This window comes from Thermoanaerobacter kivui (genome assembly GCF_000763575.1).
Lineage (GTDB): Bacteria > Bacillota > Thermoanaerobacteria > Thermoanaerobacterales > Thermoanaerobacteraceae > Thermoanaerobacter > Thermoanaerobacter kivui.
Window position 1 is genome coordinate 2305855 of the sequence record NZ_CP009170.1, and the last position, 19441, is coordinate 2325295.

Below are 19441 nucleotides of genomic sequence, written 5' to 3' on the forward strand. Positions count from 1 at the left end.
CCACCCCATTAATAGGATGTATCTTATGCAGCGTATTATACTCAAAAAAATTACAATTTATTCTTTTACTCTTATTATATCTGCTGCTAAAGCTTGAAGCTTTACTTCCATGGCTTCATAGCCTCTGTCTATGTGATAAACCTCCATAACTTCAGTTATACCTTCAGCAGCAAGACCTGCTATAACCATTGCCGCTCCTGCCCTTAAGTCTGTGGCGTATACAGGAGCGCCTGTCAATTTTTCTACCCCTTCTATTATAGCAGTTCTCCCTTCTACTCTCACTCTTGCACCCATTTTTTTCAGTTCATCTAAATATTTAAATCTGTTTTCATAAATATTTTCAGTAATGACACTTATGCCATCAGCCAGTGCCAAAAGAACTGCCATTGGTTGTTGCATGTCCGTTGGAAAACCCGGATAAGGCAAAGTCTTTATGTCAACGTGTTTTAAAGGCCCTTCTCTTCTGACTCTTATAACATCATCATGTTCTTCAATTATAACTCCCATTTCAGTAAGCTTCGCAATAATCGCTTCTAAGTGATTGGGAATTACTCCTTTTATATACACGTCTCCTTTCGTCGCAGCAGCTACCACCATGTAAGTGCCTGCTTCTATCTGGTCAGGGATGATGGTGTAATGACAGCCATGGAGCTTGTCTACCCCTGTTATTTTTATGGTATCAGTACCTGCCCCTTTTATATTGGCACCCATAGCATTTAGAAAATTTGCCACATCTACCACATGAGGTTCTTTGGCACAGTTTTCTAATATGGTCACACCTTCGGCTTTGCAAGCAGCCAACATCAAATTTATAGTAGCTCCCACACTTACAACATCAAAATATATATGATTCCCTACTAATTTCTTTGCTTTAATTCTTATAAGACCGTGTTCTATAGTAGTCTCTGCCCCTAAGGCTTCAAACCCTTTAATATGCTGGTCAATAGGCCTTACGCCAATATTACAGCCTCCGGGCATAGCTATTACTGCCTCGTTAAACTTACTTAAAAGTGCTCCGATAAGATAATAAGAAGCCCTCATTTGACTCGCCAAATCCCGAGGAGGGTAAAAAGAATTAAGCCCTTCAGGGTCAATCACTATTTCGTGTTTTTTCTTTTCCACTTTCCCTCCCAGATGGCGTATCATCTGGGCTAATAATTCTATATCTTTTATATCAGGCAAATTATCTATCACACTCGGAGTATCAGCCAACAATGCCGCGGGAAGGATTGCAACAGCGGAGTTTTTAGCACCACTAATCTGTACACTCCCTCTAAGAGGCTTTCCTCCTTTGATTATAAACTTTTCCACTTTCAATCTTCCCTTCAAATCAAATTAAATTAAAATAAATCGAATATCATCACAATATATACTTTAATACAATTTAAAATATTTTACAAGTATTTTACGGTAAAAAAGAAAAAAGAAGAAGGCGGTATTATTTACCTTCTTCGAAATTTCCTGTATAAGCATTTATGTAATACTTATCCCCTTCTTCTGTAGTTATCCTCCAAACAGGGACTGCTTCTCCTTTTGTGGCATTGCTCCAGTTAAAATAATAACCTAATTTTATCTCCTTTATCACCATAGGCTTTTTGTCCCTCTTTATTTCCACAAGCTTCAAGAGAGCGTAAACCGCATCTATCACATCTTTTTTTGCATTTTCCATTGCAACAGAACCAAACCAGCACTTCGAAAATTCAAAGCTTTTATCATCTATTTTCCCTTCTATCCATCCGCCATCTATGAAGTAATCTTTATAGGTTTGAAAATACTTTATCTTTACCTCTTTACCTTGAGAAATTTTTTCAACTTGCACATTTATTTCTTTAAAATGATAATTATTTATAAAATCCTGTATATACTCTTCCTTTTGAAAAGAAGACATGTGTTCAAATTTATCACTTTTTTCAGAGTAATAAAAACTGATGCCATCCACTTTGATAGTCTTATTCTCAAATTTAAAAATTGTATATTTGTTTTCTTTGTATTTTTCATATTTCTGCCCTTTGATAAAATTTTCTAATACAAAATTTTCATCAAATATCTCTCTTTTCACCTTAATAAGTGGCATTGGCTCTGTATTTTGCGGTATTGCAGTTTTTAAAATTATGTTGTTTTGTGACAAAACCTCCTCTAAAGAATGCAAATCCTCTCCAGATAAAATATGAGGTTCTGGTTTATTCATTTTAGCAATAGTTAGATATAAAAGAACATTTAAAATCGCAAAAGTGATTATCATCACTGTTTTTGCTTTAGACCAGTTCATAATCTATACCCCATTGTAAATCAACTTTCCATTAAATATGTTTATGAAAAACACTCTATTTTTACCTTCCCCAATCCAAACAGGGATAAATTGTCCTTCATAATACACATAACCTATTTTTAAATCAGAAAGTGGCTGTTGCCAGTTTATATGCTTTAATCCCATTACAAGAGATTGTTTCAATTTTCCATGAGAAATTAAATAACTTCCATTACTCATCAAATCTAAATACAAAACTCGTGCATATTTAATATTCCCATTTGAGATATTTACCTCGATTGGAAAATCCAGCATTTCTTTTTGCAAAATTCGAAGAGGATAATCAAATATATAATTAAAATAAAAAGTATACTGCCCTTTTTCTTCTTTGACATCCCACAAGTAAATATTGTCAACTTTTATCCCTATTTCCTCTAAAAAGATGACAGATTTTCTCAGTGCAAAAATTTTATCAGTGGGAGAAGCTTCAGAAACAGTGTCATAAAATTCTATATACCCATTTTGATATAAGCGCAGACTTTTTAAACCGTCGGTATAAACAGTACATCCGTTATTCTCGGTAATTTTTCTTACAACAGAGATATTCGTAAAAAATTTTTCTAGAAAATGGGTGTCAGATTCAAAATTTATTTCTTTATTATATATCTTCTTAATCGAAAAAGTGAGAGAAGGTATGTACACGTTTTTTGTAAAGTATGTATTGCTTTCTTGATACACCGACTCACAAACAGTAATATCATTTTTGTTCAAATTTTCTATAAAACTCTTTAAGCTCTCCAAACTTTGATAATTGATAATATAAAATTTCTCATTAACTGCATCTTTCACAAAAATTTGACTTTTGCCTATATTAATAATAATTTCTTTTACATATATATCACTATTTATCTTTTTAAACCAGCCCTCTTTATTGCTAAAAACCTCTCTCAAAAATTCACCATTTACACTTTTCCCCATTAAAAACCGTATAAATGTACCTTTTTGTGCATCCTCCCAGCTATTTTTATCCACTACATTTATTTTTTCTTCTTTATTTGAATTAATAAAATCTGTTGTTTTTTTCCACAGAGAGGAGGAAAGATTGTCATCTGAAATCAAATACACTTTATCTTGCAAACCCACAAAAGTGTATTCTGGCCTAATTATACGAAAAATGTCCACTTTTATATTTGTGGACTTTTTATTAGAAAATAGTTCATTTTGCGGAAAGGATATCCACAAGGTATAAGTTAAATACATACTGGTTAAAACAAGAAAAAACAATAGCAGTGATTTAACCTTCTCCTTCATCCTTCAAAACCTCTATCTCAAAAGGGATTTTATTATATCTTCAATGGCAGTAATTGTTATTTGTAAAATTCCATCCTTTTTTGTAAGTATCACGTGTCCTTTTATTATTTGCAATTGATCACCTTTATAAGCCTTTATGACAATGCAATTATCTCCATAGCTTAAAGTCAGCAATTTTGCAAAAAGCATTGTATCGCCAATTACCCATTTGTCGTTTAAACTGTCATTTAGGATAAGCTCTACTGTAGTATTAGGTTGACCACTACCAGAAATTATAAAATATTTGTTAGCTGTCTTTACATCGTTTATATTAGTTTTAACTTTTATGAGATCTTGTGCGTATCCGTATGACATAAAAAGGGCCATCAACATAATCACTGCTACAAATAAAGCAATTATTTTTTTCAAGGATATCCCTCCTTCTCTTTTATGACTTTATTATACAGTACTATTATTACAGTATTGTTACAGTAATATTAAACTATTATTACAAATTTACTGGTATGGCAGTTTAACCCTCACTATAGTGCCTTTTCCTACTTCGCTTTCTATGTTTACTTCTCCTTTGTGAAGTTCTACAATTTGTTTTACAATAGAAAGCCCCAAACCTGTACCTCCAAGCTCTCTGGATCTGGCTTTATCTACTCTGTAAAACCTTTCAAAGATTCGAGGCAGGTCTTCTTTAGGAATTCCTATACCGTTGTCTTCCACAATGAAGGTTGCAAAATTTTCATCGTATTCTGTGATAACTTTTATCATTCCGTTTTCTGGAGTGTATTTTATAGCATTGGTTACTAGGTTCAGTATAACTTGTTCCATTTTATCTTTGTCAATATACACATGCCTTGGCGTTTCTTGAAGGTCTACGATAAGTTTCTGATTTTTTTTATGAGCTTCAATAGAAAGTCTATTTATTACGTCAATTATTACTTCATTTAAATTTTTATGCTCAAATTTGAGGTTTTTGTCTTCAGAATCCATTTTAGATAAAAGAAGCAAATCTTTTACAAGACGTGTCATTCTGTCAGTTTCTGAATCTATTATTTTTAAAAATCTCTTTAAATATTCAGCATCTACGTCGCTGTAAAGAAGAGTTTCAACATAGCTTTTTATGGTAGCAAGAGGAGTTCTAAGTTCATGAGAGACATTTGCCACAAACTCCTTCCTCATGGCATCCAATTTGTGTTGCTCCGTGATATCGTGAAGTACATAAACATATCCTTCTATTTGTTGATTGCTTTTTAGCGGAGCTATGTTAACTGTTAAAACCTTGTTTCCGCAATTCATTGTCGCTACTGCATCTTCTTTTTCTAAATTTAGTATTCCCTCTATTGGCATTCCTAATTCCAGCTTCACATTTAACATTTTCTCGGCAGCCTCATTATAGTGGATTATGTTGCCTTTTGCATCTGTTGCCACAACACCATCGGTCATAAATTGTATAATAGCTTCTATTTTGTTTTTTTCACCTTGAATATCATTTAAAGTCTGTTTTAACCGCAAAGATAAAAAATTAAACATTTCACCTAATTTTCCTATTTCGTCATTAGATTTTATCTTTATCGTCACATCAAAATTACCTTCTGCCATCTTTTGAGCATATTTTGTCACTTCTTTGATGGGATCTGTTATAGTCTTGGACAAAATATATCCAAGCACCATAGTAATTCCAACAGCAAAAAGAGTAGCACTCGAAAGAATCAAATTGACATCCCATAAAGTCTCATATATTCCATTTAAAGAACCGCTAATATACACAACTCCATTTATTTTACCATCGCTATTATAAACTGGCATGGCAAAGCTTTTTATTTTTCCAGTAGAATTATAATCATCAGTCACTTCACTTCCGATTTCTCCTGATAGGGCTTTGACAATAGCAGGAGTCATCATTTTTCCCCTATCCCCAGTTGAACTAGCTAAAATATTTCCTTTATTATCCAAAATATACACATACTTTACGTTTGAATTAGGACCCAGGTACATATTTATCACATTTTTTAAGCTTTTTGCATCCATGTTGTCTTTAAGGGTAAAAGAAATACCTCGCGCTTGCGCTTCAAGGTAATTGTCAAAGTTATTCATGTGGTAATTTTCAAGAGATTTATAAAGATATACCCATATGATTTCCATTGCTACAAGTATTAGCAAAGTATATATGAGAATTATTTTCCATTGAATGCTTTTAAATCTGCTTCTCATCGCTAAAATAGTAACCAACCCCTCTTTTTGTGTGAATAAGCTTAGGGTTACTGGGGTCATCTTCAATTTTTTCTCTCAGTCTTCTTATGGTGACATCTACTGTTCTAATATCACCCAGATATTCATAACCCCATACCTTTTCCAATAGCATTTCGCGTGAAAAAATAAGCCCCTTGTTTAAAATGAGAAATCTCAAAAGTTCAAATTCTCTAGAGGTAAGTTCTATCTCTTTATTGTTTTTCTCTACTTTATATTTTGACATGTCAATTTTTAAATTTTTTACGTAAATGATATTCCCAGACTCGTTTCCATTTAAACTAATTCTCCTTAAATTAGCTTTTACCCTTGCTATGAGTTCTCTTACAGAAAAAGGTTTCGTTATGTAGTCATCAGCTCCCAATTCTAAGCCCAACACTTTGTCTACTTCTTCCTCTTTAGCCGTCAACATCAAAATAGGTATAGTCATTGATTGCCTTAGAGTTCTTAGCACTGAAAAGCCGTCCAACTTAGGCAACATCACATCAAGTATTATCAAATCTGGATTTTGCTCTTTTGCTATTTTTAAAGCCTCTTCCCCATCATAAGCTTCATAAGTTATGTATCCCTCTTTTTCCAGATTGTATTTGATTATCTCAACTATAGGCTTTTCATCATCAACTATCAGTATTCTGTAACTCATTTTACTTCCCCCTTGTCTTTTTATAGGGTTAAAGCAAGAAGAGCAATACTCTCCTTGCTTTATTTCAATGAATCTACAAATTTCTCTAAATCTACTCCTGTGATTTTGTAAAAACTGTCATTTAAACTTAATCCTTTCCCCAAACATTTTAAAATATCTCTTATACTTTGCATTCCATATTTATCAGTTATGGCTTTTACTATTTCAAAAGACCTTTTATAGGCCAATGTCTCATCTAATTGGTTAAAATTATAAGTCAACTCTTTGAGAGAATAGGGTTTATCAGCTGTTACACCTTCGCCCCAGACAAAGCTATTTTCTCGATATTCTTCAAGAAGGGCTATGCCTTCTGTAAACCATACGGGGTAATTGCCTCTTGCAACATCATCCACAATGAGATGGGCAAACTCGTGTACAATCGGTCCATCATGTTCAAAGACTCTTTCTAAATCTTGTCCAGGGCTAATCCACAATTCGGGTGATACTATGCTTATGGCTCCATTTAGATAAAGGCCCATAGCAGTATCCCCTTTTGCAAGTGAAAAGTCCCTGTTCATTTTCTCAGGGTCATGGTACATTATAATAACAGTTTTATTATGGGGCTTATAACCTAAATCGTCAGTAACATTCGCATAATGCTTCTCTGCAATTTTTAAAACAAGAGGAACGTATTTTTCATCCTGTGGTGTATATCGCACTATAAAGTGTTCACTTTGTGTTGTTTTGTAATCTTTTGCATTATCTGTTAAACTCTTCTCTTTTATTTCTCTCACATAAGGATAGGAAGCCACCACAATTTTGTTGGCGTAATAAAGAGAAATGAACAAAATAAGCGCACTAACAAAAGCGATAATTTTCCTTTTCATCCTGTATCACCTCACACATATTTTAAAAAACCCCGTATGTATTATATGTGCATGCTTTTATATGTATGAAGTAATACAGGTTTTTTAACAAATATAACTACAACTGTATTATAACATTCATAAATGCTTGTAGCAACCCTATAAAAATAAAAAGCCCTCTTAGGGCTTGTAGCAATTATTTATTTAAATAGGTCAAAGGATTAACTGGAACACCATTTTTTCTCACTTCAAAGTGCAAATGAGGTCCCGTTGCATGGCCTGTCGAACCTACCAAAGCAATTTTTTGTCCTTTCGCCACTTTATCTCCCTTCTTAACAAGGAGTTTGCTGGCATGGCCGTAATAAGTGACATAGCCGTTTTTGTGGTCAATTTTAACCACATAGCCATATCCACTTTCCCAACCAGAAAATATAACAGTACCCCCATCTGCCACATAAATAGGTGAACCTTGTGGTGCCGCTATGTCAACTCCTGTGTGAAGTCTCCCCCACCTTTGTCCAAACCTTGAAGTGATAGTACCTCTAAGGGGATAACTAAAAGACCCTGTAGCAACAGTCAAAGGTAATCTCTTTGAACCTACTGCAACTATTTTGTTGACAGGCTTTTCAAGTACATTTTCGCTCTTTATCTTTTTGGAAACCTCAATGCCGTTGTAACTTATGACAACAGCGGTTACTTCTTTTAAACCTTTTTTGCCCTCAACTAAAACTTTTGATTGGTTTGTGTATAAACTTTCATCCTTTGCTAGTTTTGTATCAAAAGGTATTTCTTCTTTGTAGCCCACTTGTCTTTCAGTAACAACTGTAACATGAGGTTCAGCAGAGGATAAATATATCACTTGTCCTGGTTTTAAATTTTCTGTAAGACCGGGATTTAATTTTAAAATATCTTCAATGTACATGTCGTGGTCTCTTGCAATAGACCACAAACTATCGTTTTCTTTGACAGTATATGTAACAACTTTTTTTACAGGTTGTTCCAATATTTTTAATGCTTCTTCTACATTTGTTAAATACTTTGGAGGTATGTACTTCTCTTCAATTTTGACATCTTCTTTAAAATATACTCTTTTAGAACTTTTAGCGTATTTGCCTTTCAAAAGCTCAAGTGCTTTTTCAGCCTCTTCCTGATTTTTTAACGCAGTGACAAATTTGTTGTCTACTATTATAGCAGCAGCTTTGCAGCTAAAGCTCATGGCATTTTTCAAATTGTCATAAATTTTATGTACATCTGTCAGCTTTTTATTTGCTACTCTTACCCTTTCAAATTTTATTTCTTGATTTAAAACTATATCCGTCCCCGTCTTTTTCCTTTCTTTTTTATGTAATTCTTCTATAAAGCTTTTTACCTCATCTATATTCTTGGTAATTCCGACAATTTCCCCGTCTACTGTTATTTTGTAGGCAAATCCTTCTTCATACACAATAAAAGATAGCCCTATGGACAGTGCTACCGCAAAAGCTATAAGATTGTTCTTGTAAGTCTTTAATAAACCAAGAAAAAACTTATAGCTTTTATCCCCCACATTACCCATAGTATTCTCCTTTCATTTGTTAATCCTATGTTAATCCTTTTTAATTATACCATACTTTTTACAAAAACCAAATTTTGATTTATGAAATATTTGTCATTCTTCTATATTTTATGCTATACTCACTTACAATATTCATGTATATATTTTCTTCACTAAAAGTTTCTTAACAATAGGACAAATATTCCGATAATTATGTTAAAATCTTTTTCAATTGAAGGGCATAATCCACTGTGCTATAATATATTCGAGGTGGGGAGGATGAGCGTTTTTAAATTTTTAAACGAAAATGACGATTGGGGAAGCACACCTGTTAGCAATTATTTTATAAATCATTTTATGTTGGATGCTCCTGGAGAATACGTTAAGGTATATATTTTAGGGTTAAAATATTGTTATTATGGCAATGAAATATCTTTAAGCGCTCTAGCAGATAAGCTATTTATGTCAGATATAGAAGTTGATAGAGCGTTGAAATATTGGGAAAAATCCGGCCTTGTCAAATTAAAATATGTCGACGGCGAATACACAGTAGAATATCTCCCTGTAATACCGCAAAACATCTCAAACCACAGCTTATCTTTGCAGGATAGCCAAGTAAAGCAGATGTTTGAAGCAATTGAGCTGACATTAGGAAGGCCTTTAACTCCCACTGAAATGGATACATATTTGAGTTGGATAGATGAATACGGCTTTTCCTTGGAAATAATAACGATGCTGGTAAGTTACTGCGCTTCTAAGAATAAAACATCTTTGAGATATATGGAAAAGGTAGCAATAGCCTGGCATGACGCCGGTCTTAAAACTGCACTGGATGTAGAAGAATACCTCAAAGCCGAAAACAAAAGGTGGCAAAATTATAAGAGGATTTTAAACGCCCTTGGCCTTAAAGAAGACGAACTGATGGAATCTCATAAAGAAATGATGGACCGTTGGATGGACGATTTGGGCTTTGATGTAGATGTGATAATAAAAGCCTGCAACGAATGTACTCTTAAACTAAACGAACCCAGTTTCCCTTACATTAACAAAATACTAATAAACTGGTTTAACGAAGGAATAAGGACAGTAGAAGACTTAGAAGCTAAAAAAGCCTCAACAAAGAAAAAGTCCCCTGTCACAACAGGTTTTAAAGCACCAAAAAATTACTTTAACAGCTATTCCCAAAGAAATTACGACATAGAAGATTTGGAAAAGAAGCTTTTAGCCCATTCAAGGGGTGAATTAAATGAATGATAACATCATACATGAAATTCTTAAAGAATATGAAATGAAAAGAGATACTTCTTTAAAAGAAGCTCTTCGCCGCAAAAACCGATTATATAAAGAAATTCCTGAACTTGAAAAAATTGACGAATCCATTAAAAATATAGGCATAGAAATAACACAGGCTATTTTCAAAGAGCCCGACAAAGCGAAAGATCTTTTAAATTCTTTAAAAGAGCGTTTGAACAATCTAAAAAAACAAAAAGCTTCCCTTTTAATTTCCCACGGTTATTCAGAAGACTATCTTGAGCCCAAATATGAATGCAATATTTGCAAAGACACGGGATACGTAAACGGAAAGCGATGCAAATGCTTTGACCAAAAGCTCATAAATATCTACTACAAGCAATCCAGCATAGAAGAAATACTAAAAAGAGAAAATTTCTCTAACTTTAATTTTGAGTATTATTCTGACAAACCTTACGGAGACAAGCCCTCTCCCAGAAGTAATATGCGAGAAATCGTGGAGTTTTCCCTTAATTTTATAAAAAACTTTGATACATATACAGAAAGCCTTTTTTTCTATGGGGATTCTGGGTTGGGAAAAACTTTCCTTGCCAATTGCATTGCAAAAGAGTTGTTAGATAGAGGTAAAAGTGTGATATATCGAACAGCATCCGATTTAATAGAAGGGTTGAGAATAAACAAGCTCAATCCTGACAGCAGCACTTACAGCGAATATTTAGACCTTTTAAAAAACTGTGACTTGCTCATAATCGATGATTTGGGAACAGAGCCCATAACAGCCTTTAGCCTTCAAGAATTTTTTAATCTTTTAAATACAAGATTGCTGGCCGATAAAAAGTTTATCATTTCTACAAACTTACCTCTATCTGAAATAATGGCCATATACCCCGAAAGAATTTATTCAAGAATATTTGGCCATTTCAAATTGCTCAATTTCTATGGTGAAGACATAAGGCTTAAAAGGAAAATGATAATTTAGTAAAACCACTCTTGGAAAAATCCACCTGTATCTTTGCCTGTAACACTGTCCACTACGTCAATTAGGTCTTGCGTAGTGGCAATTTTATATTTGTATTTTTTATAATAACTCTGTAATACTTTTTTAAACGCTTCGTCACCTATTAAGCCTCTTAAATCATGGAAGACCATCGCTCCTTTATTATATGCAATATTTGTATATTGTTTCCACTCTTTGAAATCAGCGAGGGTTTTCGCAAAAGAAGTATCAGAACTTGTTTTTAGATATTTGTCAAACTCGCCTTCTATTACGTGTCTGTAAATCTCATCTGCAGTAGCTTTTCCGTAATACCTTTCTATATACAGTATTGTTGTGTACTCTGTCAATCCTTCATCCAACCAAGACTCCTTTATTTGATTATTCCCTACAGCACCGTACCACCATTGGTGAGCAGTTTCATGGGCAATAACGTATTCCAAGTTAAATAAATTGCTATTAGTGTACAAATCTTTAGATATCATCACAAGGTTTGGATATTCCATCCCCCCTATGTAAAAATCGCTTTGAACCACAGAATATTGCTTATAAGGATATTTCCCAATGTAGTCGTTGTAAAATTTAATAGCATCAACCGCAAATTTGAGGGCTTTTTTCCCGTAGTCTTTGGTAAAATAATAGGATTTTACTTTTATTCCATCTACCTCTTGTTCTGCTACTTTAAATTTGGGGCTCATCACCATAGCAAAATCTCTAACTTTTTGAGCTTCAATATTTAATTCCTTGAAATCATAAGAGACTTTTTCATCTTTGATTACTCCAGTAGTAGCCACTATCATATTTTTAGGCACTGTTAACTTAACTTTGTAATTTGCTATGTCGCTGTAGAAAGGATCGCCAAAAACATAATAGAGGTCATTATTCCAACCATTTTTGTCGTAAACGGAAAGTATGGGATACCAATTGGCAACTTGCACAGTATTGGTGCCATACCCAAATCTACCTCTACAAGGAGGAAGCTGAACTTTATATGTCATTTTAATCTGTATTCCTTCTCCTTTTTTCAATTCTTTAGGTAATATCACCTTTAAAATTTCACCATTCGGTTCTTCAAACTTATAAGTAGCTGGAATGTCATTGCGGTACGCAATTTTCTCAAACTCTATAAACCCCAGTTTAAATCCATCAGGATATGCAAAAGGAAGTTCTTCTTTGGTAAAAGGCAAATTCTCTTGTGTTTTAAAAGCATTGGGATATAAATGGAAGTACACTTCTCGAAGGGAAATATCATGAGTATTTACATAATCCACCTTTTGTGTAGCATAAATCACTTTGTTTTCGTCATCATACTTTGCTTCAATAGTATATAAAGTAATGTTACTATCTTTCGTTGGCAAAAGATATATAATTAGCCCAATAATTATAATTATTGTTAACGCCCATAATGTTTTTCGCTTTAATCTCATATAACCAGCTCCCCCAAATTATCCTTCAATATATATTAGTACAAATCATTGAATAATAGAACTTTTATGTTAAAAAAATTATTTACCAAATCTCGTTTTGATAAAAAAGCAAACATTGGATATTATTAAAAAGTATAAAAGCACCTTTTGCTTCAAAAGGTGCTTTTATACTTTATTCTTTTTTATTTTAATTCATGAACAAATAAACCGCTTCTCAATTTTGGTTCAAACCAAGTAGATTTAGGAGGCATTATCTTACCTGCATCTGCAACAGCAATTAAATCGTCAACAGTGGTAGGAAATATAGAAAAAGCTACTTTCATATTCGTTTTAACTCTTCTTTCTAATTCTTCAAGTCCTCTAATACCTCCTACAAAGTCAATTCTTTTATCTCTTCTGGGATCTTTTATTCCAAGAATAGGGTCTAAAAGATTTTTTTGAAGTATGCTTACATCTAACCTGTCTATCGGGTCAGTAGAGTCAAAAGTGCTTTCTTTGGCAGTAAGTTTATACCATCTTCCTGATAAATACATGCCAAAAGTGTGTTTTTCTGTGGGGTTAAAAGGCCCTTTATTCTCATAATTTTCTACTATGAATTTTTCCTTTACTTTATCAATAAACTCTTCTTCAGAATATCCATTTAAATCTTTGACAACCCTATTATAAGCCATAATATGCACTTCATCATGTGGGACAAGTACTGATAAAAAATAATTAAACTCTTCACTTCCGTCATAGGAAGGATGCTGCTGTCTCCTTTTCAACCCTATTTTTACAGAGGCAGCCGACCTGTGGTGTCCATCTGCAATGTAAAGATAATCTATCCCCTTAAAAATAGAAGTAATCCTATCTATCAAAGATCTGTCATTTATAACCCATACTGTATGCCTTATTCCGTCATCAGACACAAAATCGTATATGGGGTTTTTTCCCCTTACCCAACTGCTTAATAAATCCTTAATCTCTTGGTTAGCTTTGTAAGTTAAAAATACAGGACTGGTGTGGGCATCACAGTAGTCCATGTGATTTATTCTGTCTTCTTCCTTTTCAGGTAAAGTAAGTTCATGCTTTTTAATTATACCATTTAAATAATCATCCACACAAGCAGTAGCCACTAAACCGACTTGGATTCTTCCATCCATTATCTCTCTATATATATAATAATAGTCTTCAGTGTCCTTTATTAACACACCTTCTTTAAGCATTTTATCAAAATTTTCTTTCGCTTTTTGATATACTATTTTGTCATACAAATTTATAGAAGGATCTAAATCTACTTCTGACCTATCTACGTGAAGAAATGAATAAGAATTCCCTTTCACCAATTCTCTCGCTTCTTCGCTATTTACAACGTCATAAGGCAGCGATGCTACTTTATCCGCTAAATGCGGTGCAGGCCTTATCGCTTTAAAGGGTTTTATTGTAGCCATATTAACCCACATCCTTTCGCTTTGCTCAAGCACAAATTGTAATGAAAGTGTGCTATTGAGCGATATTTTTGATATAATTTCTTTAAAATATATAGATATACTACAAAGCACGGAGGAGGGAGTGGAATTATTTCTACCACTCATTGGACTCAAGTCCGCATTTTAACATGTGTAGAATATCTTCTCAAGCACAAATAAGTGTGACTTTGATCACGTACACTAATCATTGTATAAGCAATTCCTTAGTGTTCATGTGCTGGATATTCAGTCAATGTCTATATATTTTAATTTTTATCTCTAGGGTTGATCAATCAGTCAAGATGAAGGTTTGCGGAAAACACTATGACTTTATCAATCTTTGTGTTTCTGATTTGGATAAAGCCATTTCTCAATTAGCCAAACCTTATCAAGACTTGATTGATATCTCTGTTACTCTTCCTGGCATAACCGAAAAATCGGCAACTTATATCATCGCTGAAATCGGCACGGATATGACAGTTTTTAAATCTGACAAGCACCTTTGCTCTTGGGCTGGTCTTACTCCTCAAAACAACGAAAGTGCAGGTAAGAAAAAATCTGTCCATGTCTCAAGAGCAGGTGTTTACTTAAAACTTCTCTTAATACAGTGTGCCAATGCAGCAATTAGGGATAAAAAGAATCCTTATTTTAGGATTAAATATGAACGTATTAAAAAGCGCCGCGGTCATAAACGTGCAATTGTTGCTATTGCTCGTATGATCCTCACTTGTCTCTATCATATGCTTTTGAAAAGGGAACCTTTTAATCCTTCTGACTCCGATTACACTAATATGCCAGAAAAACTTTATCAAAAGCATAGGCAACAATATATTAAGAAAGCTATTAAACTTTTAGAAAAAGAAGGTTGTACTATTATCCCTCCAAAAATTACTTAAACATTATATGTTACCATTATTTGGCTTTGGGCAGCTTCATTTGGTGCCCTTTTTGTCATGCCCAAATTTAACTATTTTACTTTCACACTATTAACCTCCTAAAAATTTATTTGTTACTTTAAATCTTCAAGATGGTACGTTTTTATTATATCATATCACTTTATAAATGCAATGTAGTAAAGCGAGGCAACCGATGGCTTTTAAAGCATAAAAAACAAGCTCAACAACAGTTGTTGAATCTTTACCACCACTGTAACCGGCAAAGAGTTGGCTTGATACAGTTTTTTAATAAGTTCTATCTTTTCCCTGACAACTGTTTTTAAACCATGTGTTGCAATTAATCCAGTGATTTTAATTACTCCTTATTAACTTAAATATATTGCTATTAAAATTATAACACATAATTTCGCAAAGCCTATCAAAAAAGTGCTTTAAATAATTATATACGACAAAAAATAACTATTTCCTTCTAAATAAGTACCATATTTATTTTCAAAACCCTTTACTCATTCATTGGATTATTCTTTTGATTTTTCTATTTGACTTTATTTCCCGGCAAATAATCTCCCAGGCTGACGTTAAAACTTATCATTTTACCATCGGTTACTGCAATTACAGTTCCACATTCATCTGTCCTGTATACTGTTATCCCTAATGTTTTAAGTTTTTTCATTGTCTCTCTATGAGGATGTCCGTAGTCGTTGCCTCTCCCACAGGAAATTACAGCATATTTGGGCCTTACAGCCTTTAAAAATTCTAAAGTAGATGCTGATGAACTTCCGTGATGACCGACTTTTAATACTTCTGCTCTTAAATCATATCCTTTATTTAGCATTTCTTCTTCTGATTTTGCACTAGCATCACCTGTGAATAGAAATGATGTGTTTCCGTATGTTAGCTTTATTACTGCACTGTAGTTATTTAAATCATCATAGTGCGTGCTGTTTGGTGCAAGCATCTTTGCAGTTATGCCATTGCCAAGGTCCAGTGAAACACCAGCTTTGGTAACGTTTATGGAAATTCCTTCGCTTTTTGCTGTCTTTAAAACCTCTTCAAATGTCTTTGTGGTTGTAGTGACTTTTGGCATATAAAACCTGCCTATTTTAAAGTTCCTTATAACATCTGGTATGCCTCCAATGTGGTCATTGTGAGGGTGAGTACCAACAAGTATGTCTATTTTGCTAATTCCTCGACTTTTTATATAGTTTACCACTTTATTACCCATTTCAGGTATCCCTGCATCTATTAACATCGTTTTGCCTGATGGGGTCTCCACCAATATGCTGTCCCCTTGACCTACATCTATGTAACTTACTATGAGAACGCCTGGGGTTAATGTGGTTGTATTTGTATTTGATTGCTGAGTGTTAACACTATCTACCTGCTCTGTTTGAACTCTCTCTAATGGTTGTTGCACACTTGTTGTGTTTGAACAGCCGACAAAAATTAATAAAAAAATAAAGGCCAAGATTAATGCTGTCAATCTCTTTTTGAACATTGTATAGCCTCCTATTCGTCTATAAATAAGTCTTTTGCTATGCTTTCGATTGCTTTTTTGCGTTTAGCTGTTTCTTCTTCGTCTACATGGATGTTAAATGAAAGTACATCTCCCTCTTTTGCGTTTTGGGGAAGAAGTTGTTTAGGAAAATTAAAAGTTTTGTCGCCATACTCTATTACTGCCCAATTGTCTTCAAATCTGTCTATAATACAGAGTTGGTAAGGAATTTCAGACATAGTTAAGCCTCCCTATTGGAATATTGTTTCAAGATAGCCCTTCTTAATTGTACTACTTAAATGTTCAATAAAAACATTATTAATACTTTTTACAATCATATCAATCATCTTGGGAATCAATTCCTCTTCCTTCTCCAAGACTTTTTCATACAGCAATTCATAATTTAAAGGATCGCACTTTCCTCTTAATAATTTAAGAAGTACTTCAGGATCATTTTCTTCACGTTGTGATAGAAATAAAGTTAAAAAAGCAAAGATGTTTGAGGGAGGTATTTTTTATGAGTGAATACTTACAGCATTACTATAATATACAATTCATATTATGCTGCTTTGACTTTAAGCACACGTAATGCATTAAAGACTGCAATGAGGGCAACACCAACGTCGGCAAATACAGCTTCCCACATTGTGGCAATCCCCAAAGCACCAAGTGCAAGAACTGCTATTTTTACTCCAAGCGCAAGAATGACATTTTCCCATACTATTAATTTTGTTTTTTTCGATATCTTTATAGCCGTTACCAGTTTTGATGGTTTATCTGTCATTAAAACTACATCGGCTGCTTCTATGGCAGCATCTGACCCGATTCCACCCATTGCAACACCAACATCAGCTATCGCTAAAACCGGTGCATCATTTATGCCATCACCGACAAATATGAGTTTGCCTTTTTGATTGTTATCATATTAATAATTAACGCCAAAAAAGTAACAATAGGACTATAATATTTCGCGAATCTTGTTATAAAGTTCTCTGTAGGAGCTTTTTTACTACCCGCATTCTCAACTAAATCCAGTATTTTTGAAACGGTCGATTCACCGAATTCTTGTGTTACTTCTATTGTAAGAAGGCCATTTTTGTTTATAAAGCCACTTAAAACATCCGAGCCTTTATAAACTTCCCTCAGGACAGACTCACCAGTTAATGCAGAAGTATCAACCATTGACTTTCCGTCAATGATTTTTCCGTCAAGCGGTATTTTTTCACCAGGTTTTACTATAATGATATCTCCAATTTTTACCTCTTCCGGTGAGACCCTTTTTACCTCAAAGTCCTTTTAAAATAAATAACTTGTTATTATTTTGCACTTTACTCTGGCTCAATTATATCACCTCCATTGGATTTACTCATTAATATGATTAAATCCCTGTTCAAATATTTTCTTTACATGATCATCTGCTAAAGAATAATAAACTACCTTCCCTTCTTTTCTAAATTTCACTAATTTATTTTGCTTTAATACTCGAAGCTGGTGGGAAACAGCAGACTGGCTCATACCAAGAAGTGCAGCAATGTCACAAACACACATCTCTGATTCAAACAACGCACAGAGTATCTTTATCCTTGTAGTATCCCCAAATACTTTGAATAATGCTGCAAGGTCATACAGTTTTGTCTCTTCTGGCATAATTCCTCTTACTTTATTCACAATATCTTCATGTATTACATTAACTTCACAAACCTCTGTTTTATTTTCCTTGTCCTTCATAAAAAGCACCTCAACACTTGAACATGTAAATAATTGTTCATATATTTAGTATATAATTATCTTTTCCTGATGTCAATATCAGCAACCTGTTGAATTATCACAACTACTCTCATTTCTCCTTCAGGTTTGTCAATTGAAATAAAATTGTTATTGTAAGAAATGAGTTCCTCTCCAAACACTTTGTCGCCATAACCTAATACTACCACATTATTTTCTGCATCAATATCGACAACATAGAGGGGTTTGCCAACAGAAATTCCCAAACCTTTCCTTTGTCCTATTGTATAATGGATAAACTCTATTAAAAAATGAAAGGGGAGGCACATTTGAACTTAGTTTAAAAGTTATGGCCATAACAAGGTTTTTGATGCCTGATATTAATATTTCAACAACCACAGCAATGAAAACTCTAAATATTAATAGAAGATTGATAGCACTTCGTAGTGGATCAAATGTTTAATGCCAAATGTTACAGAAGGGGAATACAGAAAATTATACACATTATATCCAGGTAAAATCTGTATAAATTACACTCCCTCCCATTGCTTTAGCTGTATTACTGGTAAAATAAATAGCATAGGAAAACTAATTGCAAAGGATTATGATTATAGGAAAGTACTTTAAAAAGACGGGTCTTCCCCGTCTTTTATGCATACATATTTCCATAAGGTCTTTTGCCTATCGGATGCAATTTGATAAAAGAATGATTCATAATCTTTTGAAAATCATAATCAAAATATTGACAAAAATTTTCAATATACTTCTGGATAAACGCGTAATCTCTGTCATCTATCTTTTCTTTAATAACTTCTTTTCCAAGTTTATAGTCTTCTACATCTCCTCTCAAATATATAACTCCTCCATGCATACCTGTACCACAATATTCTCCAACTATATTTTCATCATTTTTCAAGTTCAGTACAATCATACATCCACCTGCCATATATTCACCAAAGAAATCTCCCGCACTTCCTCCAATAACTATTACAGGAACTTTATCTTTGTATTCTTTCATGTGTATGCCAACTCTATAGCCAACACTATCTTTTATATAGATAGATCCACCCCTCATCCCGTAACCAACGACATCACCTGCATGTCCATGTATAATAATATTTCCATCGTTCATTGTGTTTCCGATTGCATCCTGTCCATTGCCAAAAACTTCTATTGTAAGGCCGTCCATAAAAGCCGCCATGTCATTGCCAGGCGTACCTTCGATATTTATTTTTGTAGTCCCAGATAAATTATCTCCTATATATCGCTGACCATTGACATTTTTTAAATTAATTATGTCTTCACCTGAACGAACTAACTCTTTAATTATTTCATTAAGGTCTCTATAATAAATTCCTGACGCATTTATGGTTTTCATTATACCAC

The 19441-nt window shown here is 33.7% G+C and carries 17 protein-coding genes and 2 pseudogenes; 3 read left to right on the top strand and 16 right to left on the bottom strand.

The window, feature by feature from the left end:
• Positions 1 to 57: 57 nt before the first annotated feature.
• The 8 genes from TKV_RS11680 to TKV_RS11715 form a co-directional block, all read right to left on the bottom strand.
• Positions 58 to 1311, bottom strand: a complete 1254-nt coding sequence (locus TKV_RS11680) for a UDP-N-acetylglucosamine 1-carboxyvinyltransferase (RefSeq protein ID WP_049686074.1) — start codon at positions 1309 to 1311, stop codon at positions 58 to 60.
• Positions 1312 to 1438: 127 nt separating this feature from the next.
• A complete protein-coding gene (locus tag TKV_RS11685) occupies positions 1439 to 2269 on the bottom strand; it encodes a two-component system regulatory protein YycI (RefSeq protein WP_049686075.1) in 831 nt (276 codons plus the stop codon).
• A 3-nt stretch (positions 2270 to 2272) separates the two neighbouring features.
• Complete coding sequence (gene yycH, locus TKV_RS11690; RefSeq protein ID WP_049686076.1) at positions 2273 to 3559, bottom strand: two-component system activity regulator YycH; 1287 nt, start codon at positions 3557 to 3559, stop codon at positions 2273 to 2275.
• A gap of 12 nt (positions 3560 to 3571) precedes the next feature.
• Positions 3572 to 3967 (bottom strand): hypothetical protein, encoded by a 396-nt coding sequence (locus tag TKV_RS11695; RefSeq protein ID WP_049686077.1) that lies wholly within the window; start codon positions 3965 to 3967, stop codon positions 3572 to 3574.
• A gap of 87 nt (positions 3968 to 4054) precedes the next feature.
• Positions 4055 to 5761, bottom strand: coding sequence for an ATP-binding protein (locus tag TKV_RS11700; RefSeq protein WP_049686078.1), 1707 nt, complete (start codon positions 5759 to 5761; stop codon positions 4055 to 4057).
• Entirely contained in the window at positions 5745 to 6440 is a 696-nt protein-coding gene (locus TKV_RS11705; protein ID WP_049686079.1) for a response regulator, read from the bottom strand. The genes TKV_RS11700 and TKV_RS11705 overlap by 17 nt, the downstream gene beginning before the upstream one ends.
• A 59-nt stretch (positions 6441 to 6499) precedes the next feature.
• Positions 6500 to 7306, bottom strand: a complete 807-nt coding sequence (locus tag TKV_RS11710; protein ID WP_049686080.1) for a peptidase MA family metallohydrolase — start codon at positions 7304 to 7306, stop codon at positions 6500 to 6502.
• A gap of 175 nt (positions 7307 to 7481) precedes the next feature.
• Positions 7482 to 8840, bottom strand: coding sequence for a peptidoglycan DD-metalloendopeptidase family protein (locus TKV_RS11715; RefSeq protein ID WP_049686081.1), 1359 nt, complete (start codon positions 8838 to 8840; stop codon positions 7482 to 7484).
• A 258-nt stretch (positions 8841 to 9098) separates the two neighbouring features.
• Here TKV_RS11715 and TKV_RS11720 point away from each other — a divergent pair, with 258 nt between their 5' ends.
• Together TKV_RS11720 and TKV_RS11725 are read left to right on the top strand one after the other, a co-directional pair.
• Positions 9099 to 10073: a DnaD domain protein gene (locus TKV_RS11720; protein ID WP_049686082.1), complete on the top strand. Its 975-nt coding sequence runs from the start codon at positions 9099 to 9101 to the stop codon at positions 10071 to 10073.
• Positions 10066 to 11049: an ATP-binding protein gene (locus TKV_RS11725; RefSeq protein ID WP_049686083.1), complete on the top strand. Its 984-nt coding sequence runs from the start codon at positions 10066 to 10068 to the stop codon at positions 11047 to 11049. The genes TKV_RS11720 and TKV_RS11725 overlap by 8 nt, the downstream gene beginning before the upstream one ends.
• On the opposite strand, the gene TKV_RS11730 is transcribed toward TKV_RS11725, so the two are convergent.
• Both TKV_RS11730 and TKV_RS11735 read right to left on the bottom strand, forming a co-directional pair.
• Complete coding sequence (locus TKV_RS11730; RefSeq protein WP_049686084.1) at positions 11046 to 12491, bottom strand: M1 family metallopeptidase; 1446 nt, start codon at positions 12489 to 12491, stop codon at positions 11046 to 11048. The two genes, TKV_RS11725 and TKV_RS11730, sit on opposite strands and share 4 nt — an antisense overlap.
• A gap of 182 nt (positions 12492 to 12673) precedes the next feature.
• A complete protein-coding gene (locus TKV_RS11735; RefSeq protein ID WP_049686085.1) occupies positions 12674 to 13921 on the bottom strand; it encodes a DUF1015 domain-containing protein in 1248 nt (415 codons plus the stop codon).
• Positions 13922 to 14241: 320 nt separating this feature from the next.
• On the opposite strand from TKV_RS11735, the gene TKV_RS11740 reads away from it, so the two are divergent.
• On the top strand, positions 14242 to 14835 hold the full coding sequence (locus TKV_RS11740; RefSeq protein WP_236617234.1) for a transposase: 594 nt from the start codon (positions 14242 to 14244) through the stop codon (positions 14833 to 14835).
• 535 nt (positions 14836 to 15370) lie between these two features.
• On the opposite strand, the gene TKV_RS11745 is transcribed toward TKV_RS11740, so the two are convergent.
• The 6 genes and pseudogenes from TKV_RS11745 to TKV_RS11775 form a co-directional block, all read right to left on the bottom strand.
• Positions 15371 to 16333, bottom strand: coding sequence for a ComEC/Rec2 family competence protein (locus tag TKV_RS11745; RefSeq protein WP_049686086.1), 963 nt, complete (start codon positions 16331 to 16333; stop codon positions 15371 to 15373).
• Between the two features lie 11 nt (positions 16334 to 16344).
• Entirely contained in the window at positions 16345 to 16569 is a 225-nt protein-coding gene (locus tag TKV_RS11750; protein WP_049686087.1) for a DUF3006 domain-containing protein, read from the bottom strand.
• A gap of 320 nt (positions 16570 to 16889) precedes the next feature.
• A pseudogene (locus TKV_RS12600) lies at positions 16890 to 17617 on the bottom strand (P-type ATPase); the annotation flags it as partial.
• Positions 17618 to 17692: 75 nt separating this feature from the next.
• Positions 17693 to 18058 carry an ArsR/SmtB family transcription factor gene (locus tag TKV_RS11765; RefSeq protein ID WP_049686090.1) on the bottom strand — a complete coding sequence of 122 codons (366 nt, stop codon included), beginning with the start codon at positions 18056 to 18058 and terminating at the stop codon, positions 17693 to 17695.
• Between the two features lie 104 nt (positions 18059 to 18162).
• Positions 18163 to 18351 (bottom strand): annotated as a pseudogene (locus tag TKV_RS11770) (tRNA methyl transferase PRC-barrel domain-containing protein); the annotation flags it as partial.
• A 353-nt stretch (positions 18352 to 18704) separates the two neighbouring features.
• Positions 18705 to 19433, bottom strand: a complete 729-nt coding sequence (locus TKV_RS11775; protein ID WP_049686092.1) for a GltB/FmdC/FwdC-like GXGXG domain-containing protein — start codon at positions 19431 to 19433, stop codon at positions 18705 to 18707.
• Positions 19434 to 19441: the final 8 nt, after the last annotated feature.